Source organism: Brevundimonas sp. GCM10030266 (assembly GCF_042666595.1).
GTDB lineage: Bacteria > Pseudomonadota > Alphaproteobacteria > Caulobacterales > Caulobacteraceae > Brevundimonas.
Genome location: NZ_JBHTCY010000004.1, coordinates 252,065 through 276,499 on the forward strand (window position 1 = coordinate 252,065; position 24,435 = coordinate 276,499).

The following is a 24,435-nucleotide window of genomic DNA, read 5'->3' on the forward strand; positions in this document are numbered from 1 at the left end:
AGGGGGCGGCGAGTCGGTCTAGGCTGACCGGGCGTCATTCGGACGGCAGCATACGGGGCGGGCATGAGCGACACCACCATCGACACGGCGACGCCGCCGGCCGATCGCCTGACCCCGCTCCTGTTCGCCATCGCCATCTTCACATCGGCGTCGCTGGTCTTCGTGGTCCAGCCGATGGTGACCAAGCTGGTCCTGCCGATGCTGGGCGGTTCGCCCTCGGTCTGGAACACCTCGATGGTCTTCTTCCAGACGGCGCTGCTGGCCGGCTACGGCTATGCCCACGCGGTGCAGAAGGTCGGGTCGATCAAGCTGCAGGTCGGCATCCATCTGGCCCTGCTGGCGGCGGCGGCCCTGTTCCTGCCGCTGCACATCAACGGCTGGCTGGGCGATCCGAACCCGTCGGCGCCGATCTGGTGGCTGCTGGCGACCCTGACCCTGTCGGTCGGCGCGCCCTTCGCCGTGCTGTCGGCCACCGCGCCCCTGCTGCAGGCCTGGTACGCCCGCGTCCGCGCCGGTCATCCGGACGGCAAGAACCCCTATGTCCTCTATGCGGCCTCGAACCTCGGCAGCTTCCTGGCCCTTCTGTCCTATCCGATCCTGATCGAGCCGCTGACCACCCTGTCCGGCCAGCGTTGGGGCTGGACCGGCGGCTACGGCGTCTTCGTCCTGCTTGTGGTGGCCCTGGCGATGGTGGTGTGGAGCCGCCGTCTGGACCGGTCGGCCGAGCCCGCGCCGCTGGAGAAGAGCGCCCCCATCGCCTGGAAGGAAAAGGGCATCCTGATCCTGCTGGCGGCGGCGCCGTCCAGCCTGATGCTGGGCGTCACCACCCACCTGTCGACGGACGTGGCCTCGGCGCCCTTCCTGTGGGTCATCCCGCTGGCGCTCTATCTGCTGACCTTCGTCATCGCCTTCCAGAACCGGCCGTGGATCCCGCTGCAATACACCCTGATCATCCAGGCGGCGGTGGGCGCGCTGTGCGTGCTGCTGGTGGCCTTCCGCTCGGCCAACTGGGGGATGGCGTTCGGCGTCAACATCATCGCCTTCTTCTTCACGACCCTGATGTGCCACCAGCTGATGGCGGCGCGGCGGCCCGCGCCGGATCGGCTGACCGAGTTCTACCTGCTGATGTCGCTGGGCGGCGTGGTCGGGGGCGCCTTCACGGCGCTGGTCGCGCCGATGATCTTCAACATGGTGTGGGAGTATCCGCTGGTGCTGGTGCTCGTCGGCCTGCTGCGGCCGTGGGGCAAGGGGCGGCTGGACGGCCAGTATATCGGCACGATCGTGGCGGCGGCCGCCGTGGCGGCATCGCCCGTGCTGCTGTCGCTGTGGCTGGACTCCAACGATTCCGCCCGGGCGACCTTCCACAGCATGTTCCCGCTCGGCATGGCCCAACTGGCGATGGTCATGCTGGTGCCCGCGGCCATCTGCGCCTTCCTGGCGCGGGATCGCGCCCTGGTCTTCACCGGCATCCTGGTGATGGTCGCCCTGTCGTCGCAGTGGATCGCGCGGGGCTATGACTGGAGCCATTCCGAGCGCAGCTTCTTCGGCGTGATGCGGATCGCCAACGTCCCGGATGTCCGCATGGGCGGCGATGTCCATGTGATGATGCACGGCACGACCCTGCACGGGGCGCAGGCGCAGCAGGGGCAGAACCAGTGCGCGCCCACCCTCTATTACAACGTCAACACGCCCATCGGTCAGTCCGCCCTGATGGTGCGTGGACGCGGACCCGCGGCCAATATCGGCGTGGTGGGGCAGGGCTCGGGCGCCATGGCGGCCTACAAGCGCGCCGGCGACCGCATGACCTTCTTCGAGATCGATCCGATGGTGGATCGTCTGGCCCGCGATCCGAAATGGTTCAGCTACATCTCCGAATGCGCCGAGGGTCCGATCGAGACGGTGCTGGGCGACGCCCGCCTGACGCTGAACCAGCAACCGGCCCGCAGCTATGACCTGCTGATCATCGACGCCTTCTCGTCGGACGCGGTGCCGACCCACCTGCTGACCATCGAGGCGATCCAGGGCTATCTGAAGCTGCTGAAGCCGAACGGCGTGGTGCTGCTGCACCTGTCGAACCGCAACCTCGACATCACCCTGCCGACCCTCGCGGCGGCGCAGGAACTGGGCGTGCCGGCGCTGCACCAGCTCTACATCGAGAGCGGGGACATGCCGTCGATGGCCGAGGCCTCCACCGAGGCGGTCGTGCTGTCGCCGACGGCCGAGGGGCTGGCGGATTTCGCCCGTGACAGGCGCTGGCGGACGGCGGCCGAAACCTCGGTGCGGCCGTGGACCGATGACTATGTGAACCTGTTCGGCGCCCTTTGGCGCAGCCAGTTCCCGCCGGCGGAACGTCCGCTCTAACGGGGCTCAGGGGCGGGCGGGCAGTTCGACCGTGGCGACGGCCTGGGCCGCCAGGCCCTCGCCGCGGCCGGTGAAGCCGAGGCCCTCGCTGGTGGTCGCCTTCACGCTGACGGCGTCCAGCGGGATGTCGAGGATCTCCGCCAGCCGCTCGCGCATGGCCTGACGGTGCGGCTTCACCTTGGGCCGCTCGCAGATCAGGGTCACGTCGACGTTCGAGATGCGGCCGCCGCGCGCGGTCACCAGACCGGCGGCGTGCTTCAGGAACAGGTCGGACGGCGCGCCCTTCCATTTATCGTCGGTGGGCGGGAAGTGGTCGCCGATGTCGCCTTCGCCGATGGCGCCCAGGATGGCGTCGGTCAGGGCGTGCAGGCCCGCGTCAGCGTCCGAATGGCCGATCAGGGTCTGGTCGTGCGGGATTTCCAGCCCGCACAGCCACACAGACGTTCCGGGGCCCCAGCGGTGCACGTCATAGCCCTGGCCGATGCGGACGGTGCGGGGGATCAGGGCCTCGGCCATGGCGAAATCCTCGGGATAGGTCAGCTTCATCAGGCGGGCGTCGCCCTCGACGATCCTTACGCGGCCGCCGGCGCGTTCGACCACGGTGGCCTCGTCGGTGGCGGCTTCGTCTGACGGCCAGTTTGCGTAAGCGTCGGTCAGGGTCTTCAGGCGGAAGGCCTGCGGGGTCTGGGCGCGCCACAGGGCCTCGCGCTCAACCGACCCCGCCACCATGCCGTCCACGGCGCGGCGCAGGCTGTCGGCGACCGGCAGGGCAGGCAGGGCGCCGTCGGCGTCGGACAGGGCCTCGACGCAGCGAGCGATCACCGCGGCGGACAGGAAGGGGCGGGCGGCGTCATGCACCAGCACGGGGCGATTATCCGGGCCGCCCAGCGCCGCCAGACCGGCCTGCACCGACTCGGCCCGCGTCGCGCCCCCGGCGACGGCGCGCCAGCCGGTCAGGCCGTCCAGCGCGGTCGCAGCCTTGGCCTCTGCACCCGGCGCGACGACGACCACCACATCCTCCGCCCCTGCCTTCAGCAGGGCCTCGACGGACCAGCGGACCACCGGCTTGCCGCCCAGCAAACGCCACTGCTTGGCCCCGCCGGAGCGGGATCCGGAACCGGCGGCGACGATGACGGCGGCGAAGGGGGGGAGGGCGGAAGTCATGTCCGGCCTTCTAATCGCCGCCGTCATGCTTGACGAGAGCGGTTCGAACGGCGGTAAGGGGCGGATGAGCGCAGGCCTTCAGATTGGTGACGTGTGGGTGCCCGGACGGGTGCTGACCGCGCCCATGACCGGGATCACCGATCTGCCGTTCCGGCTGCTCGCCTCACGGCTGGGCGCAGCCTATGTCGCCACCGAGATGGTCGCCGCCGCCGAGCTGGCCCGGGCCCGTCCCGACGTCGTGCGCCGCGCCGCCGTCGGCGAGGGCCTTCCCCTGACCGTGATCCAGCTGGTCGGTCGCGATCCGGAGGCGATGGCCGAGGGCGCGCGCATGGCCGAGAAGGCGGGCGCGGACATCGTCGACCTGAATTTCGGCTGCCCGGCCAAGGAAGTCACCGGGGCCGCCTGCGGCTCGGCCCTGATGCGGACGCCGGATCTGGCCTGCCGGCTGATCGAGGCGGCGGTGAACGCCACCACCCGCCCGGTCACGGTCAAGATGCGCCTCGGCTGGGACGACGCCAGCCGCAACGCGCCGCTGATCGCCAGACGGGCGGAAGAGATCGGGGTGAAGGCCGTCACCGTGCACGGCCGCACGCGCCAGCAGTTCTATACGGGCAAGGCCGACTGGACCGCCGTGGCCGATGTGAAGGCCGCCGTGTCCATTCCGGTCGTGGTCAACGGCGACATCCTGACTGCGGACGATGCGCGCGAGGCGCTGCGCCAGTCGGGCGCTGACGCCCTGATGCTGGGGCGCGGCGTCTATGGGCGCCCGTGGCTGGCGGCGCATCTGGAGCGGGCCCTGGCCGACGGGACGGTGCTGCGGGAGCCGGACCGGGAAGAGCGGCTGGCCATCGTCATCGAACATCTGCGGGCCTCGGTCGCCTTCTACGGCCTGCCGCTGGGGCTGAAGATGTTCCGCAAGCATCTGGGCTGGTACGTCGAACAGGCGCCCTGGCCCGCCGACCCTCTGGAGCGTCGGGCGGCCAAGAGCCGGCTGTGTCGTCTCGAGACGCCGGAGCAGGTCGAGGCGGCGCTCGCTGAGCTGTGGTCGCACCTGCCGCATTCCTGCAACTCAGCTGTTGATATCGCGCCACAGCTGGTCAAAGCTGGAGCGGCATGACGGACACACCCGCCGCCGACGTTCAACCCGCACCGCCCGCGCCTCGCGGACCGGCGCGCTGGTTCGCCGGCTGGTCGGAGACGCAACGTCGCAACGCCTTCCTGATCGCCTTCGCCGTGGCGCTGGTTACCAACATCGCCGCCATCTGGCTGGTCGCCGTCGCGCCCGGCGTGGCCGGGGAGGGCACAAGGGCCACGGTCAGCCAGGCCATGCTGCTGATCCTCATCGCCAATCTGCTGTTGATCGGCGGGCTGGCGGTGGTCGTCGGTCGGCGGGCGTTCGGTCTGGTGCGTCGGCGCGGCGATGCGGGCGCCCGCCTGCATCTGCGATTCGTGATCCTGTTTTCGTCCGTGGCGCTGGTGCCATCGGTGCTGATCGCCCTGGTGTTCGGCGTGCTGGTCAACCGGGGCGTGGACCAGTGGTTCAGCGACAACGTCCAGGCCGCCGTCGACAACGGCGCCGCCATCGGCCGGGCCTACACCAGCGACGTCTCGACCGAGCTGGATTCCGACATCGGGGTCATCGCCGAACAGCTGGAGGGCATTCGCCCGCTGCTGAACAATCGCATCCAGTTTTCCGACGCCCTCAGCCAGGTCGGTCAGCTGTTCGGCTATCCGGCCGTCTATATCCTCGACGAGAACGGCGAGGTGCTGGCCAGCGGCGAGGGGCCCAACGCCCCGCCCTATGTCGCCCCGTCGCGCGAGGCGCTGGAGGAGGCGCAGGCGCAGGAGCAGCCGTCGGTGCAGCAGGTCACCGAGGGGCCGGACGCCATCCGCGGCGTGGTGGCCTTCCCGGCCTATGGCGACGCCTACCTCTATCTGGTGCGCCCGCTGCAACCGGGCCTGATCGGCCAGCTGGCCTCGGCCCGCGAGTCCATCGTCGCCTACAAGGAGGCCGAGGACAGCCGCGCCCGGATCCAGGCGGTCTTCGCCCTCAGCTATTTCGAGACCGCCCTGCTGGTGCTGGTCGGCGCCGTCTGGCTGGGCATGTCGGCGGCCAACTCCATCTCGGCGCCGATCGGGCGTCTGGTCGTCGCGGCGGACGCCGTGGCCGGCGGCGACCTGTCGGCGCGCGTGGACGGCGAGGACGGGCCGGGCGAGATCAAGACCCTGTCCGCGGCCTTCAACCGCATGACCGGAGACCTGGAGGCCCAGCAGGCGGCCCTGCGCGCGGCCAGCGAGGACGCGGTCGAACGCTCGCGCTTCATCGAGACCGTGCTGTCCGGCGTGTCGGCCGGCGTGATCGGCGTGGACCGCCGCCGCCGGGTTTCGGCGATCAACGACAGCGCCGTGGAGCTGCTGGGCATCGCCGACGAGGACATCATCGGCCGTCCGCTGGGTGAGGTCTCGCCGGAGCTGAGCGAGCTGGCCCGTCGCGCCGAGGCCCATATCGAGGAAGAGATCGACGTCAGCACCGACGGCGAGACCCGCCGCCTGCGCGTGCGGATCGAGGGCGGGTTCGGCGGCGAGATGGTCCTGACCTTCGACGACATCACCCGTCTGGTCACCGCCCAGCGCAACGCCGCCTGGCGCGACGTCGCCCGCCGCATCGCCCATGAGATCAAGAACCCGCTGACGCCCATCCAGCTGTCCGCCGAACGCCTGCGTCGCCGTTATCGCAAGATGGTCGAGGAGGACGTCGAGGTCTTTGACCGCTGCACCGAGACCATCATTCGCCAGGTCGGCGACATCGGCCGCATGGTCGACGAGTTCTCCTCCTTCGCCCGCATGCCCGCGCCGCGCTTCACCGCGGTCAATCCGGCGGAGCTGCTGCGCGAGGCGGCCTTCGCCCAGCGTGTCGCGGCGCCGGATATCGACGTGGCCCTGCAGGAGCCCCTGCCCAAGGTCACCATCCACGCCGACCGCCAGATGATCGGCCAGGCCCTGACCAACATCCTGAAGAACGCCGGAGAGGCCGTGGCCGCCCGGCGCGAGGCCAGTCCCCGGCCCGGCGACGGCGACGCCCCCGGCATCTCGGCTCGTCTGACGGTCGAGGACACTGTCGCCACCTTCGTCATCGAGGACGACGGTCCGGGCCTGCCGGCGCGCGACCGCGACCGCCTGACGGAGCCCTATGTGACCACGCGCGAGAAGGGCACGGGCCTCGGCCTGGCCATCGTCAAGCGCATCTGCGAGGAACACGGCGGCGAGCTGAAGCTGGCCGACGCCGAGACCCTGTCCGGCGCGCGCGTGTGCCTGATCTTCCCCCTCAAATCCCCAGTGAAGGCCCCGGCCGGATCGCGGGACGCCAAGGCGTCCGGCGGCTCCGTCGCGGCGGCCGAGTAAGCGAGGCGATATGCGATCCACCGGAGCCGACATCCTGGTCGTCGACGACGAGGCCGACATCCGCGAACTGGTCTCGGGCCTGCTCGAGGACGAGGGACACGCCGTGCGCGTGGCCTCCAACTCCGACGAGGCCATGGCCGCGATCCGCGCCCGGCGTCCGTCGCTGGCCCTGCTGGACATCTGGATGCAGGGCGGCGGGCTGGACGGGCTGGAGCTTCTGGACGTCATCAAGGAGCTGGATCCGGACCTGCCGGTCGTGATGATCTCGGGCCACGGCAATATCGAAACCGCCGTCAGCGCGCTTCAGCGCGGCGCCTATGACTTCATCGAAAAGCCGTTCAAGTCGGACCGGCTGGTGGTGGTGGTCCAGCGCGCGCTGGAGGCCTCGGCCCTGAAGCGCGAGAACCGCCGCCTGCGCGCCCAGGTCGCCGTGCCGACCGGTCTGATCGGCAAGTCGGCCGCCGCCCAGGCCCTGCGCAGCACCATCGCCAAGGTCGCCCCGGCCAACAGCCGTGTCCTGATCTCGGGCCCGCCCGGCTCGGGCAAGGAACTGGTCGCCCGCCAGATCCACGACGCCAGCGCCCGCGCGCGCGGTGAGTTCGTGGCCATCGCCGCCGCCGGCATGACGCCCGAGCGCCTCGACGTCGAACTGTTCGGCGAGGAGGGCGGCGACGGTCGCCCGCGCAAGATCGGCGTGTTCGAGCGCGCCCACGGCGGCACCCTGTATCTGGACGACGTCGGGGACATGCCGCGCGAAAGCCAGAGCCGCGTCCTGCGCGTGCTGGTCGAGCAGCGGTTCCGCCGCGTCGGCGGGGAACAGGACGTGCAGGTCGATGTGCGCGTGGTCACCTCGACCTCCCGCGACCTCAAGCAGGAGATCGCCGAGGGGCGGTTCCGCGAGGATCTGTTCCACCGCCTGAACGTGGTGCCGATCCGCGTCCCGGCCCTGGCCGAGCGGCGCGAGGACATCCAGGAGCTGGTCGACTACTTCATCGAGAGCCTGGCCTCGTCCCAGGGGCTGCCGCGCCGCCGTCTGGGCGACGACGCCATCGCCGTGCTGCAGGTCCATCCCTGGCCGGGCAACGTCCGCCAGCTGCGCAACAACGTCGAGCGGCTGCTGATCCTGGCCACCGGCGATATCAACGATCCGATCGGCGCCGACGCCCTGCCGCAGGAGGCGACCAACGCCGGGTCCAGCACCGCCCTGGGCGCCGAGCGCATCATCGCCCTGCCGCTGCGCGAGGCGCGGGAGGTGTTCGAGCGGGAGTATCTGGCCGCCCAGATCATGCGCTTCGGCGGCAATATCAGCCGCACCGCCGCCTTCATCGGCATGGAGCGCTCGGCGCTTCACCGCAAACTGAAGTCTCTGGGCGTCTCGCCGTCGCGCGGCGGCGAGGATGAGGAAGAAGGACCCGTCGAGGAATGAGCCGCGTCGCCTACGTCAACGGCCAGTACGTCCCGCACGGTCAGGCCAGCGTTCATATCGAGGACCGGGGCTTCCAGTTCGCCGACGGGGTCTATGAGGTCTGGTCCGTCTTCGACGGGCGCATGGCCGATTTCGACGGCCACATGACCCGCCTGCACCGCAGCCTGAACGAGCTGCGCATCGACATTCCCATGTCGCGGGAAGCCCTGACTGCCGTGCTGCGCGAAACCATCCGGCGCAACCGGGTGAAGAACGGCATCGTCTATCTGCAGGTCACGCGCGGCACGTCACGCCGGGATCACCCGTTCCCGCCCGAGGGCACGCCGCCCAGCGTGGTCATCACCTCGAAGTCGATCAGCCCGATGAAGACCGACGCCACCGCCGCCAACGGCGTGGCCGTGGTCACGACGCCGGACATTCGCTGGGGCCGTTGCGACATCAAGACGGTGGGCCTGCTGGCCAATGTGCTGGCCAAGCAGCACGCCAAGGATCGGGGCGCCTATGAGGCGTGGATGGTCGATGACATGGGGCTGGTGACCGAGGGTTCCTCGACCAACGCCTGGATCATCGACGAGCACGGCAAGCTGCGGACCCGCGACACCCAGGCCAACATCCTGCGCGGCTGCACCCGCACGACCCTGCTCGACATCCTCAAGGAGGAGGGCATCGAACTGGAGGAGCGGGCCTTCACGGTCGAGGAGGCCCAGCGCGCCAAGGAGGCCTTCTTCACCGCCGCCGGCGCCTTCGTCATGCCCGCCGTCTCCATCGACGGGGTGAAGATCGGCGACGGCAAGCCCGGCCCGGTCGCGACCCGTCTGCGCCAGCTCTACATCGAACGGGGGACGCGGGACGCGGTTTAGACCGCATTGCGTCAGGGGTGGCGTGGAGCGGCGCCCAGCACCCCGTTTGTCGAACGCCCGGGGACAGTGCAGATATCGTCCGTGGTCACGACGACCGGCGGGTTGGAGGCGTCGTACTCCATAAGCCGGATATCGTCGTGGCTCGGGACGCCAACGAATGCGGTGCAGGTGTCCGCATCGTTCCAGCATCCCCGGCTGATCAGGGTATAGGTCTGAGGCCTCGTCCCCGCCTGCATGCAGACCTTCACCTGACCGCCGCTGATCGTCGGCAGGTCGCGGGCCACCAGCGCCGGAAGGGCGACTGTCCCGGGCGGCGGGGCGGCGATGGTCCAGTCCTGCGGCGCGGCCGCGCCGGACAGACACAACAGCAGCATCGCGCCGATCGCCACGGTGTTCGGGACTTGGGACATGGAGTGGTTCAACGAAAGCGGGTTTGATTCCTGTGGGGCAACCTGTGCTGATTTGCATCCTCGTCGCAATCCTGTGCGTGTGACAGGCATTCCCGGTTGCCCCCCGCGTTCGGGCCGTTAAGGTAGTCGGACCGGCGCCGACCGGTCCCGCGCCGCTCCTCCGGCCGGAGAACAATCAAGAACGGGAACTACCCGCCATGTCGCAAGACAAGCGTCAAAACCTTCAGGACACCTTCCTCAACTCGGTCCGCAAGACCAAGACGCCGCTGACCATCTTCCTGGTCAACGGGGTCAAGCTGCAGGGCATCGTGACCTGGTTCGACAACTTCTGTGTGCTGCTGCGCCGCGATGGCCAGTCCCAGCTGGTCTACAAGCACGCCATCTCGACCATCATGCCCTCGGCCCCGGTCCAGCTGTACGAGCCGGACGCCGACGAGGACTGATCTCGGACGCACCCCGCTTTCGTCATCCTCCGGCAAGCCGCGTAGCGGCGCAGACCGGGGGACCCAGCGGCGCGCGCGAGCGCGAAGCTGTCGGGAGCGCCAGCGTTTCAACTTTCGATCTTCAGTGTTTCGCCGCCTTCGCGGCGCCGCTGGGTCCCCCGGTCGCGCACCCGCATGCGCGGGCGCTCGCCGGAGGATGACGAAAGAAGGAGAGGTAGTCTGAAGGCCGGTGACTTCCTATCTAATGGCTCTCACAGCACCACTCACCACTTCGAGACACCCTTCTGACCACCAAGCTTATCGACCATTCCGTGCCGCTCATCCGGGCGGTCGTCATTCATCCTGACGGACGTTCCGACAGCCCCCGGCTGGCGGAGGAGCGTCTGCAGGAAGCCGTGGGTCTGGCCGCCGCGCTGGACCTCGATGTGCGCGCCGAGGAAATCGTGCGCGTGCGCAAGACCACGCCCGCCACCCTGTTCGGCTCGGGCAAGGTCGAGGAACTGGCCGCCCTCGTGCGCGCGGCCGAGGCGGAGGCCGTCGTCGTCGACGACCAGCTGACCCCCGTCCAGCAACGCAATCTGGAGAAGGCGTGGGAGTGCAAGGTCATCGACCGCACCGGCCTGATCCTCGAAATCTTCGGCCGCCGGGCCCGCACCAAGGAAGGCCGCCTGCAGGTCGAGCTGGCGCGGCTCGACTATGAGCGGTCGCGTCTGGTCCGCACCTGGACCCACCTTGAGCGCCAGCGCGGCGGCACCGGCTCGACCGGCGGTCCGGGTGAAACCCAGATCGAAATCGACCGCCGCCTGATCGCCGACCGCATCGTCCGCCTGAAGGCCGAGCTGGAGGAGGTGCGCCGCACCCGCGGCCTGCATCGCAAGGCCCGCCAGAAGGTGCCGTTTCCGACGGTGGCGCTGGTCGGCTACACCAACGCCGGCAAATCGACCCTGTTCAACCGGCTGACGGGCTCGGAGGTCTTCGCCAAGGACCTGCTGTTCGCGACGCTGGACACCACCCAGCGCACCATCCGCCTGCCGCAGGGCCGCCCGGCCATCGTCGCGGACACCGTCGGCTTCATCTCCGACCTGCCGCACGAACTGGTCGAAAGCTTCCGCGCCACGCTGGAGGAGGTGGGCGAGGCCGACCTGATCCTGCACGTGCGCGACATCGCGAGCCCGGATTCCGACGCCCAAGCCAAGGACGTCGAGGCGGTGCTGGAGCAGATCCCCGCCGTCGAGGGCAAGACCCGTCGCGTGCTGGAGGTCTGGAACAAGATCGACCTGCTGGACGACGAGGCCCGCGACGCCACTCTCGGCCACGCCGAACGCCTGCGGGCGCAAGGCAAGGCTGTGGCGGTGTCCGCATGGACCGGGGAGGGGATCGATCCCCTGCGCGAGACCATCGCCGGCCTGATCGACGACGACCCGGAAAGCGACTTCACCCTCGAACCGCATCAGGGCGAGGCCCTGGCCTGGCTCTACGCCAACGGTCGGGTCACGGGCCGCGAGACGGACGACGCGGGCCGTACCCACGTCACCGTTCGCCTGCACCCGGCGGCGCTGGGCCGATACGAGCGACAGTTCGGCTGACTGTACGTCCAGTTTTGACGCATCCGCATGTCATGATGCGGATGCGTCAGGAGGCGAAAGCGCTCGCTGAACCTCCGGAATGCACAAAAGGCCACTCGAAAGTGCACTTTTGTGCACGGTCGGTTTGAGTGTTTTCAACGGCTTCGATCCAATTTGTGCACTATGTGCACTCCAAAAAATTCTGACTCGCCGGAAGGGCCGGGATGCATCTGATCGAGACCACCCTGTTCCTGCTTTTGGCCGTGGTCGTGTCGGGCTCGATCGCCCGCATCACCCGCATCGCCCTGCCGCTGGTGCAGATCGCGCTGGGGGCCGGGATTGTGCTGATCACCGGCAAGGCGGTGGACCTCGAGCCGGACATCTTCTTCCTGCTGTTCCTGCCGCCGCTGCTGTTCCTCGACGGCTGGCGCATCCCCAAGGAGGCGCTGGTCCGCGACCGGGCCATCATCCTCGAGCTGGCGCTGGGGCTGGTGATCTTCACCGTCATCGGCCTGGGCTTCCTGCTGTGGTGGATGATCCCCGAGATGCCGCTGGCCGTGGCCTTCGCGCTCGCCGCCATCCTGTCGCCGACTGATCCCATCGCGGTGCAGGCCATCGCCGCCCGCGCCCCGATCCCCAAGCGGCTGATGCACATCCTTGAGGGCGAGTCCCTGCTGAACGACGCCACCGGCCTGACCGCCATGCGACTGGCCATCGTCGCTGCCTCGACCGGGACCTTCGTCCTGACGCAGGCGATCGGCAGCTTCCTGTGGCTGGCGCTGGCCGGGGTGGCGGCGGGCGTGGGGGTCACACTGGCGATCAGCGCGGCGAAGGGCTGGATCAGCCGTCGCTGGGGCGAGGACGTCGGCGCCCAGATCCTGATCAGCCTGCTGATCCCCTTCGCCGCCTATCTGGTGGCTGAAGAGCTTCACGCCTCGGGCATCCTGGCCGCCGTCGCCGCAGGCATCACCATGAGCTTCACCGAGCGGGGCGGGGCGCGGGGCCAGTCGCTGGCCATGACCCGCATCCGCCGGGCCGTCGTCTGGGACACGGTCCAGTTCGTCGCCAACGGCCTGATCTTCGTCATCCTCGGCCAGCAGATGCCGTCGATCCTGTCGCGTTCGGCCGAGATCGTGGCCGGCACCAGCCGGCCCGAGGTCTGGTGGCTGGCGGTCTATGTGGCGGCCACCTTCGCGGCGCTGGCGGCGCTCCGCTTCATCTGGGTGTGGACCTCCCTGCGCCTGACCCTGTTCCGCAAGCGCCAGAAGGGCCCGCCGCCCAAGGTCGGCCTGCGCCTGACCGCCGTCATGTCGCTGGCGGGAGTGCGCGGAGCCATCACCCTCGCCGGTATCCTGACCGTGCCCTTCGCGCTGGATGACGGCACGCCCATGCCCGCCCGGACGCTGGCCATCTTCCTCGCCGCCTCGGTGATCATCGTCTCACTGGTCGTGGCGACCGTCGCCCTGCCCAGACTGCTGAAGGGCGTCGAACTGCCGCCCGAACCCTCGCACCAGCGCGAGGAGGACCACGGGCGCGTCACGGCGGCGCAAGCGGCCCTCATGGCCATCGAGGACGCCTCCCACGACATGGCCGAGGGCAAGTCGAACCCGGACCTCTACAGCGACGTCGCCAGCCGCCTGATGGAGATCTACCGCCACCGCATCGAGAGCCGCACCCGCACCGACGAGGACGACGTCGAGGCCGCCCGTCTCGGCGACGCGGTCGAGCGCCAGCTGCGCCTCGTCGGCCTGAACGCCGAACGCGACGAACTCCGCCGCCTCGCCCGCAGCCGCGAGATCGACGAGGTCACGGCCAAGAAGCTGATCCGCGAGATCGACCTGCAGGAGCTGAGGTACAGCTAGGCTTCGTACGGCCTGAGCGGCGTGTCCGCCCGCAGATACAGCGGGTGTTTGGGGCTGCCGTCGCCATTGGTCCCGAGGCACCAGAGGGGCACGCCGTCCTCGCGCAGGGCCTCGATCAGGGCCCGGCCCGCCGGGGCCAGCGCCTTGTTCAGCTTGCCGTGGCACAGGACCACCAGCCCGGCCCCGGCCGCCGCCTCGCGGATGGCGGGCAGGTTGTCGGGGGAGGAGGCCTCCACGCCGGGAGCAAGGAGCATCTTCGGGTCGGTCGCCCGGTAGTCGCCGACATTGGCCTTGACCATGGCGTCGAAGCCCTCGCGCTGGGCGAAGGTCCACTCCCGGGCGCAGGTCGGGTCGTTGACCGTGGCGTCGGCCGTCGAGGGGTTCATGCCGATGAACAGGACGTAGCGCTCGGGGAAGGTCTCTCCCACCCAGCGCCGCATCAGTTGACGATAGCGGCCGTCGTCGCTGAAGGTCGCGTCGCCGTTGACGCCCGGCATCAGGGCCAGCCGGACCTTGCCGCCCGGATCATGCTTGTCCGCGGTCATGCCCGCTCCGCCGCCTTGGCCGCGTTCCACAGGCCGTCCATCTCGGCGAGGTCAGACTGCTCCGGCGTCTTGCCCGCCTTGGCCAGCTCGGCCTCGATGAAGCCGAAGCGGCGCACGAATTTGGCGTTCGAGCCCCTCAGGGCGTCTTCGGGCTCGACCCCCAGCTTGCGGGCCAGGTTGGCCACGACGAACAGCAGGTCCCCGACCTCGCCCTTGGCCTTGTCCAGATCGCCCGCGGCGATTTCGGCCCGCAGCTCGGCGACCTCCTCGTGCAGCTTGTCGAAGACCTCGTCGGTCGAGGGCCAGTCGAAGCCGACGCGGGCGGCGCGCTTGGTCAGCTTGGCGGCGCGGGCGAGGGCGGGCAGGCCGACGGGCACGTCGTCCAGCACGCCATGCTGGGCCTTGGCCGCGCGCTCGGCCGCCTTGATATCCTCCCAGCGGGCCTTCTGGGCCACGCCGTCCGCCTTGGCGGCCTCGAGTTGCCCGTCTTTTGGGAAGACGTGCGGGTGACGGCGCTCCAGCTTGTCGGCGATGGCGTTGGCCACGTCGTCGAAGACGAACAGACCCTGCTCCTCGGCCATGCGGGCGTGGAAGACGACCTGGAACAGCAGGTCGCCCAGCTCGGACTTCAGCTCGGTCCAGTCCTTGCGCTCGATGGCGTCGGCGACCTCATAGGCCTCCTCAAGGGTGTAGGGGGCGATGGTCTCGAAGGTCTGCTCCACGTCCCAGGGGCAGCCGCCCACGGGGGCGCGCAGCCGGGCCATGATGGCGTTCAGGCGGTCGATGGGGGTGGTCATGGCAGGCTTAACTCAAGGCGTCGTCGGGGAGGCGGAGGCGTCGCGGGCGTCCAGCTGGCGGCGGATATCATCGTGGCGGGCCGGCGTCAGCGGGTAGCGGCGCAGGATCAGCGCCGCCGAGGCGATCAGCAGGGCCGGGACGATGATGAACATGGCCTGCAGCGCCAGCAGCGAGGTCTCGCTGTTCCCGCCCTCGGGCGGCACGGCCTGGAAGCCGATCCAGCCCAGCACCGCATAGGGGATCAGGGCGAAGACGTGACCCAGCTTGGTCGTCGCCGACAGGATGGAGAACATCAGGCCAGTGCGCTCGACCCCGGTCTCCAGTCGCACCTCGTCGCCAGCGTCGGCCATCATGGCCCGAAGCAGGAACAAGCCCGCGGCGTAGGGCAGGCCGGCGATGAACATGGCGACGGCGGTCAGGGCGAAGTTGCCGCCGGGCAGGGCGGTGGCGACCAGATAGAGACCGGCGAAGATCAGGCTGGCCGTGGACAGGGCCCGGTGCTTGCCGATGCGCGCGGCCAGCTTCGCCCAGATCGGCGCCCCGGCCAGCCCGCCCACGAAATAGAGCAGCATGAGGATCGAGGCTGCCGACCGGTCGTAGCCCTTGATCTGGTCGAAGAAGAAGAACAGCAGCGCCCCGGTGATGCCCGGCGCGACGCCCAGCACCAGATCGGCCGCCAGCAGCCGGGAGACGGTGGGGCGGCGGATGATGTCCCAGTAGGCCTTGAGCCCGCCGTGCGGCGCGGCGCTGTGGTTCACCGGCTCGGGGACCGCGGCCAGCGCGAGGGAGATGGTCAGGGGCAGGGCGACGATGATGGCCCAGCCCATGATGTGGGCGCCGGCGGCCTTGTCCGTCGGATAGGTCTGGGTCGCCCAGGCAAAGAGCAGCAGGATGCCGATCACGCCCATGATGTTGAACGCCTGCCACCAAGCGTAGACGCGGGATCGCTGGTCGTATTCGGGCGCCAGGACGCTGGCCCAGCCCAGCTGGCTGAGCGTGCCGACCGAGAAGCCGAGGTAGAGGACCAGAAGCCAGCCGAACAGATAGAGGGGACCAGCGCCCGGCTCGACCATGACGAAGATCATCAGGGCCGACAGCATCAGGACCGGCGCCGACGCCGCCAGCCAGGGCCGATAGCGGCCGAAACGGCCCTTGGTCCGATCCATCGCCGCGCCGATCAGCGGATCGACGACGATATCGATGGCCCGCACCGCCATGAAGACATAGCCGACCACCGCGATCGGGATGCCGACATAGGTGGCGTAGAACTCCGGCAGGGTGACCGGCAGGGCCACGCCGAAGGCCGCCAGCGGCAGGCAGACAGACGAGAAGGCCGCCAGTACGGGATTGGAGCGGCGCGGCGATCGGGACGGAACGGCGTCGGTCATGGAGCGATCCGGGAGCGCGATCCGAGTCGACCGCAGGCTCACCATGCCGCCTTTGCGTCGTGTGCGCGAGGGTTGCGAAGGGCCTTGCCGCGGCCATCATCTCCGGGCCACCATCCCTCCATGATCCGGGGCCGCCTTCTGCCGAAACTCGTCGCCTGCGCCGCCCTGATGGCGGGGCTCGGCCTTGCCGGGACCGCCTCGGCCCAAGTGCGCGACGCGGGTGAAGTCTGCGCCGTCGGCGCGACGGAATGGGCGGCGCCCGCCGTCGCCAACGCCATCTCCTTTGGGCGAATGGAGTGGGCGCCGTTCAGCGCCACGGAGTTCGGCTGGGAGACCTATCTGCCCCTGATCCAGAAGGAGCTGGGCACCGACTGCGCGCCGAACACGCCGCGCTTCGCCCGCGCGCTGGCGGACTTCCAGTATGCGCGCGGCCTGCCGCCGACCGGCTGGTTCGACGCCGCCACCTTCCAGGTGTTCCGCGGGGTCTGGCAGGAGCGCCGGCCCTTCATCATGGCGCGGGTCAATCAGCAGCCCTGTCCCGATCCGCCGCCGCTGTACCAGCTGGGCTATCTGGTCGAGTCCGAGGAGCATGCGGATCGCCTGACCCGCCTGCTGCGCCGCGACGTGCTGGACGCCTACCGTCGGCTGGTCGCCGCCGCGCGGGCGGAGGTGCCCGAAGTCGCCGCCAATCCCGAGCTGCTGCAGATCTTCTCCGGCTTCCGCGACCCCGAGGCCGACGCCGCGCGCTGCGCCCAGCAGGGCAATTGCGACGGCCTGCGCCGGGCCGCCTGTTCGCCGCACCGGACGGGGACCGCCGTGGACCTGTATGTCGGCCAGGCGCCGGGGCTGGGCGTGGACAACACCTCGGCCTCCAGCCGCCTGCACATGAGCCGGACCGAGACCTATCGGTGGCTGGTCAAGAACGCCGGCCGCTTCGGCTTCGTCCCCTATGTCTATGAACCCTGGCACTGGGAGTGGGTCAGTCCGACGGGCGGCTACGTCGGCGCGCCGCCGCCGACATGATCCGGCCCCTGACGCCCGGCGAGGTCGCGCTGGGACGCGAGGCGTTCGGCGACGGCCTGGACTATGGCGCGATCCGCCTTCTGGCCTCACCGTTCAACCGGGCCTTCGTCGCCGGCTGCTGGTTCGGTCGGGACTGGATCATCTGGCCGAAGCGGTCGCTGCCTGACGACGTGTCCGGCGCGGCCCTCGGCCTTCAGGCCCTGCTGATCCATGAGCTGACCCATGTCTGGCAGGCGCGGCAGGGGGTGAACCTGCTGCTGGCCAAGATCAGGGCAGGGGACAGTGCGGCCTCTTACGCCTATCCGCTGGTCGTCGACTGCCGCTGGGAGCAGCTGAACATCGAGCAGCAGGCGACCCTGGTGGAGCATCGTTTCCGTCTGTCGCGCGGGCTGACCGTGCCGGCCGATCAGGCCTTCTACGATCGGGTCTGTCCCATCAATCGCAGATGAATTCGCGCCGCCCTCTTGCGCGTCCTTGCGGTTCACCCGAAATAAGCACCGCAACTGTTGCTTATAACGTTCAGGAGATGGCCGATGGCCCGCGTTCTGGTTCTCTATCATTCGACCTATGGCCATATCGAGACGATGGCGGAAGCCGTCGCCGAGGGCGCGGGTTCGGTCGAGGGCGTGACCGTCGATATCAAGCGCGTGCCGGAAACCGTGCCGGAAGAGCTGGCCAAGGCCTCGCACTACAAGCTGGACCAGAAGGCCCCGATCGCCGTCATCGACGACCTGAAGGACTATGACGCCATCATCATCGGCGCGGGCACCCGCTTCGGCTCGGCCGCCTCGCAGATGCGCGCCTTCCTGGATCAGGCCGGCGGCCTGTGGTTCACCGGCGCCCTGATCGGCAAGGTGGGCGGCGCCTTCACCGCCAGCGCCACCCAGCACGGGGGTCAGGAAAGCACCTTCCAGGGGCTGCACAACTTCTTCATGCACCACGGCATGCCGGTCGTCGGCCTGCCGTACTCCTATCAGGGCCAGATGACGCTGGACTCGGTCGAAGGCGGCTCGCCCTATGGCGCGACCACCATCACCGCCGGCGACGGCTCGCGTCAGCCCAGCGAGATTGAACTGGGCGGCGCCCGGTTCCAGGGTAAGCACATCGCCGAACTGGCGAAGAAGCTGCACGGGTAAGACGATGCGTCAGCCGGCGATCTTCTTTGGTCACGGATCCCCGATGAACGCGCTGGGCGGTCCGTATGCGGACGCCTGGCGCGCGCTGGGCGAAGCCGTGGGCAAGCCGAAGGGCGTGGTCATGATCTCGGCCCACTGGGAAACCGGCGGGCTGGGTGTGACGGCGCAGGCGAAACCGGAAACCATCCATGATTTCGGCGGCTTCCCCGCCGAACTGCATGCGATGCAGTACCCGGCGCCGGGATCGCCGTCGCTGGCCGCGCGGGTGTCCGAGCTGACCGGCGCCATCCAGACCGACCAGTGGGGACTGGACCATGGCACCTGGTCGGTGCTGGCCCACGTCTGGCCCGAGGCCGACGTGCCGGTCGTGCAGTTGTCGCTGAACCGGCGGCTGAGCACCCGTGAGCATTTCGAACTGGCCAAGCGGCTGGCGCCGCTGCGGGACGAGGGGATCGTCATCGCGGGGTCCGGCGACTTCGTGCACAACCTCAGAACCTGGAAGCGATCCGGCGGCGAACCCTATGAATGGGCGAGCCATTTCAATGAAGCGGTCAAGGCGGCGTTCGTGCGCGGCGACCATGACGCCCTGATCGACTGGGTGAACCTGGCCGAGGACGCCCAGCTGAGCGTCCCGACCGACGAGCACTATCTGCCGCTGCTCTACATCGCCGCCCAGCGTGGGCCGGGCGACGATGTGAGCTTCTTCAACGACGTCATTGAAGGCGGATCGATCTCGATGACGGGTGTCCGGATCGGCTGATCAGCCGCCCTTTTTGGCCATGGCGGCGTCGACCGACCACGGACCGGCGCCCGCGGCGGCGAAATACAGCCAGACGAAGCAGTACAGGGCGATGGTCTCGCCGCCGTTCAGGATCGGGAACGGGCCCTGACCGGCGTGCACCAGCCAATAGCCGACGGCGCAGAAGCCCGCGGCCAGGAAGGCGACCGGGCGGGTGAAGAGACCCAGCACCAGCAGGGCGCCGAAGATCAGCTCCAGCGGGCCGGACAGGCCCGGAATGCTGAGGCCCGGACCGGGCACACCCTCCACGGCCGGGAAGCCCAGCACCTTGGCGGTGCCGTGGCACAGGAACATCAGGCCCGCGATGATGCGCAGCACGCTGAGCAGTTGCGGCTGGTATTTCGAAATCGAGTTGAACATTGAACCCTCCCTCTTGCTTTCAGAAGCGGGAGGACTGTGGGCCGGAGTCGGTCCGTCGCACAATGTTCTACGGGTGGGCTCAGGCGGCCTTGTCGAGCTCGGCCATCTGCTGGATCGCGACATAGTCGGTCTTGCCGGTGCCCAGAACCGGCACGTCGTCGACGCGCAGGATCTTCTTGGGCACGGCCAGTTCCGGCGCCCCGTGCTCGCGGGCCCATTCCGCCAGACGTGCGACCTCGGCGTCCTTGCGGTCGGTGACCAGCACCAGCTTCTCGCCCTTGCGGCTGTCGGGAATGGAGACCACGGCGTGGCGGGCTTCGGGCCAGACGGCGCTGGCCAGACCCTCGACAGCGGTCAGGGAAACCATCTCGCCGCCGATCTTGGCGAAACGCTTCACCCGGCCGAGGATGGTGATGTAGCCCTCGGCGTCCAGATCAACGATGTCGCCCGTGTCGTGCCAGCCATCGACCAGAGGCTCGATCCTGCGCGGATCGTCGGGCGACAGATAGCCTTCCATGACATTGGGGCCGCGCAGGTACAGGCGGCCGCCCTCGGCGATGCCGGGCACCTCTTCCAGCTTCCATTCCATGCCGGGCAGGATCTGGCCGACCGATCCGGGGCGGTTGCGGTCCGGATGGTTCACGGCCACCACCGGCGCGGCTTCCGTCGCGCCATAGCCTTCCAGCAGCTTCAGGCCATGGAAGCGGGTGTTGAACAGATGATGGGTCTCGTCGCGCACCCGCTCCGCGCCGGCGACGACGAACTGCAGGGTCGAGAAGTCGTCCGGCCCGGCGACGCGGGCGTACTGGTTCAGGAAGGTGTCGGTCGCGAACAGGATCGAGGCCTTCACCTGCGGCAGCAGTTCCACGATCTGCTTGGCGTGCAGGGGGGAGGGGTACTGGAAGGCCTTCATGCCCTGCAGCAGGGGCAGCAGGACGCCCCCGGTCAGGCCGAAGCAGTGGAAGGTCGGCAGCGGGTTGAACATCACCCACTCCGGCTTCAGATCGATGTGCTGGGCGACCTGGCGGCAGTTGGCGACCAGATTGGCCTGGCTGAGCACCACGCCCTTGGGCGCGCCGAAGCTGCCGGAGGTGAACAGCACCACGCCGGGGGCATGGGCGTCCGTCTTGACCCGGAACCGCCTGGGCGCGATCCCGGCGGCGAGGCCGTAAAGCTTGTCCGGCAGGCCGATGGTGGCGCGCACGTCGTCCAGCCAGACGATCTCGGCGACCGTCTCGATGTCGGCGATCAGCTCTTCCAGCTTGGCCTGCTGGATGAAGCGGCGGGCGGTCAGGACCTTCTTCACACCCGCGGCGGCCAGCGCCGCCTTGATGTTCCGCTCGCCGGCCGTGAAGTTGATCATCACCGGCACGCGGCCGTGGGCGTGCAGGCCGTAGAAGGTGACCACCGTGCCCATGCTGGAGGGCAGCAGGATGCCGACGCGTTCCTCCAGCTCAGTCATCGCCGCGATCTTGCGGCCCAGCACGAAGGCGGCGCGGATCAGGCCGGTGTAGGTAAGCGGCTTGCGATCCTGGTCCTCCAGGATCTCCTTGTCGCCGTAGGTTTCGCGCGCGGCGATCAGGGCGTCGAAAATACCTTCTTCGCCGATCTTGGCTTCCAGCGGTACGCGCAAAACTCAGTCCTCCGTCGACGCGTTGAACCCCGCGCCCGTGATTTGAACCGGGGAAACTAGTGCGGGGCGTTCACCTTGAAAAGATGCGTTACCTAGCGTGAGGTTCCCTCGCGCCTTGCCTTCGCCGCACGGAAAGACGACATACCGCCTTCACGCCTCTGGAGCCCGAGCCCCCGCCTTGGTCACCCTGATCGATACGCTGAAGAAGACGCCCGCCGAGTTGCGTCACCCGGAAAAGCAGAACCGCCCGGAAAGCGCGGTGCTGAAAAAGCCGGACTGGCTGAGGGTCAAGGCGCCCGGATCGGGCCAGTACAACGCCACCAGGGAGATCGTCCGCTCCAAGGGACTGGTGACGGTTTGCGAGGAGGCGGCCTGCCCGAACATCGGCGAGTGCTGGAGCCAGAAGCACGCCACGCTCATGATCATGGGCGACACCTGCACGCGCGCCTGCGCCTTCTGCAATGTGAAGACCGGCCTGCCGCAGCCGCTGGACCCGGAAGAGCCGGGCAAGGTCGGTCTGGCCGTGTCGCAGATGGGGCTGAACCACGTCGTCATCACCTCGGTGGACCGTGACGATGTGTCCGACGGCGGCGCCGCCCACTTCGCCGAGGTGGTGCGCCAGATCCGCCTGCAGGCCCCGGACACCACCATCGAAATCCTGACGCCCGACTTCCTGCGCAAGGACGGGGCGGCGGCGGTGATGATCGACGCCAAGCCTGACGTCTTCAATCACAACCTCGAGACCGTTCCGCGCCTGTATCTGAAGATCCGGCCGGGCGCTCGCTACTTCCACAGCCTGCGCCTGCTGCAGATGGTCAAGGAGCGCGACCCCAACCAGTTCACCAAGTCCGGCATCATGGTCGGCCTGGGCGAGACCAAGGAAGAGGTCATGCAGGTGATGGACGACATGCGGTCCGCCGGCGTCGACTTCATCACCATCGGCCAGTACCTGCAGCCGACCCGCAAGCACGCGGCCATCGAGCGGTTCGTGACGCCGGAAGAGTTCAAGGCCTATGAGGCGATCGCCCGGGCCAAGGGCTTCCTGATGGTGTCGGCCTCGCCGCTGACCCGCAGTTCGCACCACGCCGGCGACGACTTCGCCCGGCTGAAGGCGGCGCGTCTGGCGCAGACGGGGCGCTGAGCCCCGCTTGGCCGTCCACCGCGTCACGAAAATCCTGCCCTATCAACCGGATCAGCTGGCCGAGCTGGTGGCGGACGTGAAGGCCTATCCGGTCTTCGTGAAGTGGGTCACCGGCATGCGGACCTGGAATCCGCGCGAGGAACGTCCCGGCGTGACCGTGCTGGACGCCGAGGCCTCGGTCGGCTTCTCCTTCCTGACCGAGCGGTTCTCGACCTGGGTGCGGCATGACCGCAATGCGCCGCTGGTCGAGGTGGGCCTGCTGCGCGGGCCGTTCCGGCATCTGAAGAACCGCTGGCAGTTCTTTCCCGACGCCGGCGGGACGCGAGTCGAGTTCATGATCGATTTCGCCTTCGCCAGTCCGCTGCTGAACGGCATGCTGCAGGCCAATTTTGATCGCGCGGTCTCGGCCCTGATGAGCAGTTTCGAGGCCGAGGCGGCGCGCCGGTACGGACAGAAGGCATGAGCTTCGACTTCGACGCGACGGTGGTGGGGGCCGGCGCGGTCGGTCTGGCGTGCGGGCGTGCGCTGGCGAAGCGGGGCCTGTCGGTGCTGGTGCTCGAGAAGGAGCCGCACGTCGGGCAGGGCGTGTCCTCGCGCAACAGCGAGGTCATCCACGGCGGGCTCTACTATCCGACCGGGTCGCTGAAGGCCCGATTCTGCGTCGAGGGGCGGCGGGCGCTGTACGCCTTCCTGGACAGCCACAAGGTCGACTACCGCAAATGCGGAAAACTTGTCGTGGCGACGGAGGAGGCCGAGGTCGAGCGGATCGAGGCCATCTTCCAGCAGGCCACCGCCAATGGCGTCGAGGGGCTGGAGCATCTGACCGGGGCGCAGGCGCGCGCCATGGAGCCGGGGCTCAACGCCCATGCGGCCATCCTGTCGCCGGAGAGCGGCCTGTTCGCCAGCCACGACTACATGCTGGCCCTGCAGGGCGAGATCGAGGACGCGGGCGGGTCTGTCGTCCTGTCCACGCCGTTCGAACGGGCCGAGCCCCTGTCGGGCGGCGGGTTCAAGATCATTGCGGGCGGGGAGGGCGGGGCGACCCTGACGACCGGCCTGCTGGTCACGGCTCCGGGCCTGGGCGCGCAGGATGTGGCGGCGCGCATCGCAGGCTATCCGGCGGACGGCATTCCCGCACGCCATTTCGGCAAGGGCGTCTATTTCCGTCTGACCGGCAAGGCGCCGTTCGAGCGGCTGATCTATCCGCCGCCCATCCCCGGCGCGCTGGGCACCCACTACCGCAAGGATCTGGGCGGACAGGCGGTGTTCGGGCCGGACCTCGTCTATGTCGAGGCCGAGGACTATTCGGTCGATCCGGCCAAGGCGGCGGAGTTCGAGCACTATATCCGCCGCTTCTGGCCGGGCCTGCCGGAAGGGGCTCTGGCGCCCGACTATGCCGGCATCCGGCCCAAGCTGCATGGCAAGGGCGAACCGCAGCCGGACTTCCAACTGCGCGGGCGCGAGGATCACGGCATCGACGGTCTGGTCGCCCTGTTCGGCATCGAGAGCCCCGGCCTGACCAGCTCGCTGGCCATTGGCGAGGCGGTGGCGGAGATGGCGACGCGTGACTGAACCGACGATCCGGGATGCGATCGTGTCCGACATCCCGTCGCTGCATGCGCTGGTCGAAAGCGCCTACCGCGGCGAGGCGTCGCGCGCGGGCTGGACGACCGAGGCCGACCTGCTGGACGGCCAGCGGACCGATGCGGAGGATCTGGCGTCCATCTTGTCGGACCCCGAACAGGGAATGCTGACCGCCTGGAACGGGGACGCGCTCGTCGGCTGCATCCTGATCGCGCGGCGCGGGGAGGGGATCGGCTATTTCGGCATGCTGTCGGTCAGCCCGCTCCTTCAGAACGCGGGGCTGGGTCGGAAGCTGGTCCGGATCGCTGAACAGACAATGGCCGACCGATTCGGCGCCCTCCGGGTTCGCATCTCGGTCATTCCGCAGCGGGACACCCTGATCGCCTGGTATGAGCGCCTCGGTTACGTCGCCACCGGCGAGGCCCTGCCTTTCCCTTATGGAGACAGGCGTTTCGGCCTGCCGAAGCGGGAGGATTTGAGCTTCATCGTGATGGAGAAGACGCTTCGCTGAGTCTCTCATCGCAAGCGCCTTGAA

General features: G+C 68.9%; 23 protein-coding genes. 16 read left to right on the plus strand and 7 right to left on the minus strand.

The window, feature by feature from the left end:
* Positions 1–63 precede the first annotated feature (63 nt).
* On the plus strand, positions 64–2,361 hold the full coding sequence (locus tag ACFQQC_RS13510; protein WP_376862953.1) for a fused MFS/spermidine synthase: 2,298 nt from the start codon (positions 64–66) through the stop codon (positions 2,359–2,361).
* Positions 2,362–2,367: 6 nt separating this feature from the next.
* Here ACFQQC_RS13510 and ACFQQC_RS13515 read toward each other — a convergent pair whose 3' ends face one another.
* A complete protein-coding gene (locus ACFQQC_RS13515) occupies positions 2,368–3,525 on the minus strand; it encodes a bifunctional 2-C-methyl-D-erythritol 4-phosphate cytidylyltransferase/2-C-methyl-D-erythritol 2,4-cyclodiphosphate synthase (protein ID WP_376862954.1) in 1,158 nt (385 codons plus the stop codon).
* A 64-nt stretch (positions 3,526–3,589) separates the two neighbouring features.
* Between ACFQQC_RS13515 and dusB the strand changes: the two genes are divergently transcribed.
* Genes dusB through ACFQQC_RS13535 form a run of 4 tightly spaced genes read left to right on the plus strand, consistent with a single transcriptional unit; the run spans position 3,590 to position 9,213 of the window.
* Positions 3,590–4,642 (plus strand): tRNA dihydrouridine synthase DusB, encoded by a 1,053-nt coding sequence (gene dusB / locus ACFQQC_RS13520; protein ID WP_376863234.1) that lies wholly within the window; start codon positions 3,590–3,592, stop codon positions 4,640–4,642.
* Entirely contained in the window at positions 4,639–6,927 is a 2,289-nt protein-coding gene (locus ACFQQC_RS13525; RefSeq protein WP_376862955.1) for an ATP-binding protein, read from the plus strand. Before dusB ends, ACFQQC_RS13525 begins: the two co-directional genes overlap by 4 nt.
* 10 nt (positions 6,928–6,937) lie before the next feature.
* On the plus strand, positions 6,938–8,353 hold the full coding sequence (locus ACFQQC_RS13530) for a sigma-54-dependent transcriptional regulator (RefSeq protein ID WP_376862956.1): 1,416 nt from the start codon (positions 6,938–6,940) through the stop codon (positions 8,351–8,353).
* Positions 8,350–9,213 (plus strand): D-amino-acid transaminase, encoded by an 864-nt coding sequence (locus ACFQQC_RS13535; protein ID WP_376862957.1) that lies wholly within the window; start codon positions 8,350–8,352, stop codon positions 9,211–9,213. The genes ACFQQC_RS13530 and ACFQQC_RS13535 overlap by 4 nt, the downstream gene beginning before the upstream one ends.
* Positions 9,214–9,224: 11 nt before the next feature.
* On the opposite strand, the gene ACFQQC_RS13540 is transcribed toward ACFQQC_RS13535, so the two are convergent.
* Positions 9,225–9,623, minus strand: coding sequence for a hypothetical protein (locus ACFQQC_RS13540; protein ID WP_376862958.1), 399 nt, complete (start codon positions 9,621–9,623; stop codon positions 9,225–9,227).
* A gap of 197 nt (positions 9,624–9,820) precedes the next feature.
* Here ACFQQC_RS13540 and hfq point away from each other — a divergent pair, with 197 nt between their 5' ends.
* From hfq to ACFQQC_RS13555, 3 genes are all read left to right on the plus strand, one after another.
* Entirely contained in the window at positions 9,821–10,066 is a 246-nt protein-coding gene (hfq, locus tag ACFQQC_RS13545) for an RNA chaperone Hfq (protein WP_131249128.1), read from the plus strand.
* 284 nt (positions 10,067–10,350) lie between these two features.
* On the plus strand, positions 10,351–11,652 hold the full coding sequence (hflX, locus tag ACFQQC_RS13550) for a GTPase HflX (RefSeq protein WP_376863235.1): 1,302 nt from the start codon (positions 10,351–10,353) through the stop codon (positions 11,650–11,652).
* Between the two features lie 203 nt (positions 11,653–11,855).
* Positions 11,856–13,493 (plus strand): Na+/H+ antiporter, encoded by a 1,638-nt coding sequence (locus ACFQQC_RS13555; RefSeq protein ID WP_376862959.1) that lies wholly within the window; start codon positions 11,856–11,858, stop codon positions 13,491–13,493.
* On the opposite strand, the gene ACFQQC_RS13560 is transcribed toward ACFQQC_RS13555, so the two are convergent.
* Genes ACFQQC_RS13560 through ACFQQC_RS13570 form a run of 3 tightly spaced genes read right to left on the minus strand, consistent with a single transcriptional unit; the run spans position 13,490 to position 16,224 of the window.
* The gene (locus ACFQQC_RS13560; protein WP_376862960.1) at positions 13,490–14,038 is read right to left on the minus strand and encodes a DUF1643 domain-containing protein; all 549 of its coding nucleotides are present in this window, start codon (positions 14,036–14,038) and stop codon (positions 13,490–13,492) included. The two genes, ACFQQC_RS13555 and ACFQQC_RS13560, sit on opposite strands and share 4 nt — an antisense overlap.
* Positions 14,035–14,835 carry a nucleoside triphosphate pyrophosphohydrolase gene (mazG, locus tag ACFQQC_RS13565; RefSeq protein WP_376862961.1) on the minus strand — a complete coding sequence of 267 codons (801 nt, stop codon included), beginning with the start codon at positions 14,833–14,835 and terminating at the stop codon, positions 14,035–14,037. Before mazG ends, ACFQQC_RS13560 begins: the two co-directional genes overlap by 4 nt.
* Positions 14,836–14,847: 12 nt before the next feature.
* Positions 14,848–16,224 (minus strand): MFS transporter, encoded by a 1,377-nt coding sequence (locus tag ACFQQC_RS13570; protein WP_376862962.1) that lies wholly within the window; start codon positions 16,222–16,224, stop codon positions 14,848–14,850.
* Positions 16,225–16,344: 120 nt separating this feature from the next.
* Between ACFQQC_RS13570 and ACFQQC_RS13575 the strand changes: the two genes are divergently transcribed.
* The 4 genes from ACFQQC_RS13575 (at position 16,345) to ygiD (ending at position 19,143) form a co-directional block, all read left to right on the plus strand.
* Positions 16,345–17,247 (plus strand): D-alanyl-D-alanine carboxypeptidase family protein, encoded by a 903-nt coding sequence (locus ACFQQC_RS13575; protein ID WP_376862963.1) that lies wholly within the window; start codon positions 16,345–16,347, stop codon positions 17,245–17,247.
* On the plus strand, positions 17,244–17,696 hold the full coding sequence (locus ACFQQC_RS13580) for a hypothetical protein (protein ID WP_376862964.1): 453 nt from the start codon (positions 17,244–17,246) through the stop codon (positions 17,694–17,696). The genes ACFQQC_RS13575 and ACFQQC_RS13580 overlap by 4 nt, the downstream gene beginning before the upstream one ends.
* A gap of 84 nt (positions 17,697–17,780) precedes the next feature.
* The gene (wrbA, locus tag ACFQQC_RS13585) at positions 17,781–18,383 is read left to right on the plus strand and encodes an NAD(P)H:quinone oxidoreductase (protein WP_376862965.1); all 603 of its coding nucleotides are present in this window, start codon (positions 17,781–17,783) and stop codon (positions 18,381–18,383) included.
* A 4-nt stretch (positions 18,384–18,387) separates the two neighbouring features.
* Entirely contained in the window at positions 18,388–19,143 is a 756-nt protein-coding gene (ygiD, locus tag ACFQQC_RS13590) for a 4,5-DOPA dioxygenase extradiol (RefSeq protein ID WP_376862966.1), read from the plus strand.
* On the opposite strand, the gene ACFQQC_RS13595 is transcribed toward ygiD, so the two are convergent.
* Together ACFQQC_RS13595 and ACFQQC_RS13600 are read right to left on the minus strand one after the other, a co-directional pair.
* Entirely contained in the window at positions 19,144–19,542 is a 399-nt protein-coding gene (locus tag ACFQQC_RS13595) for a DoxX family protein (RefSeq protein WP_376862967.1), read from the minus strand.
* A gap of 79 nt (positions 19,543–19,621) precedes the next feature.
* Entirely contained in the window at positions 19,622–21,175 is a 1,554-nt protein-coding gene (locus ACFQQC_RS13600; protein WP_376862968.1) for an AMP-binding protein, read from the minus strand.
* A 178-nt stretch (positions 21,176–21,353) separates the two neighbouring features.
* Here ACFQQC_RS13600 and lipA point away from each other — a divergent pair, with 178 nt between their 5' ends.
* From lipA to ACFQQC_RS13620, 4 genes are read left to right on the plus strand one after another with little or no spacing between them, the layout of a single operon-like run.
* Positions 21,354–22,316, plus strand: a complete 963-nt coding sequence (gene lipA / locus ACFQQC_RS13605) for a lipoyl synthase (RefSeq protein ID WP_376862969.1) — start codon at positions 21,354–21,356, stop codon at positions 22,314–22,316.
* 7 nt (positions 22,317–22,323) lie between these two features.
* Positions 22,324–22,779 (plus strand): type II toxin-antitoxin system RatA family toxin, encoded by a 456-nt coding sequence (locus ACFQQC_RS13610; RefSeq protein ID WP_376862971.1) that lies wholly within the window; start codon positions 22,324–22,326, stop codon positions 22,777–22,779.
* Complete coding sequence (locus ACFQQC_RS13615) at positions 22,776–23,888, plus strand: NAD(P)/FAD-dependent oxidoreductase (RefSeq protein WP_376862972.1); 1,113 nt, start codon at positions 22,776–22,778, stop codon at positions 23,886–23,888. The genes ACFQQC_RS13610 and ACFQQC_RS13615 overlap by 4 nt, the downstream gene beginning before the upstream one ends.
* Positions 23,881–24,411 (plus strand): GNAT family N-acetyltransferase, encoded by a 531-nt coding sequence (locus tag ACFQQC_RS13620; protein WP_376862974.1) that lies wholly within the window; start codon positions 23,881–23,883, stop codon positions 24,409–24,411. The genes ACFQQC_RS13615 and ACFQQC_RS13620 overlap by 8 nt, the downstream gene beginning before the upstream one ends.
* Positions 24,412–24,435: the final 24 nt, after the last annotated feature.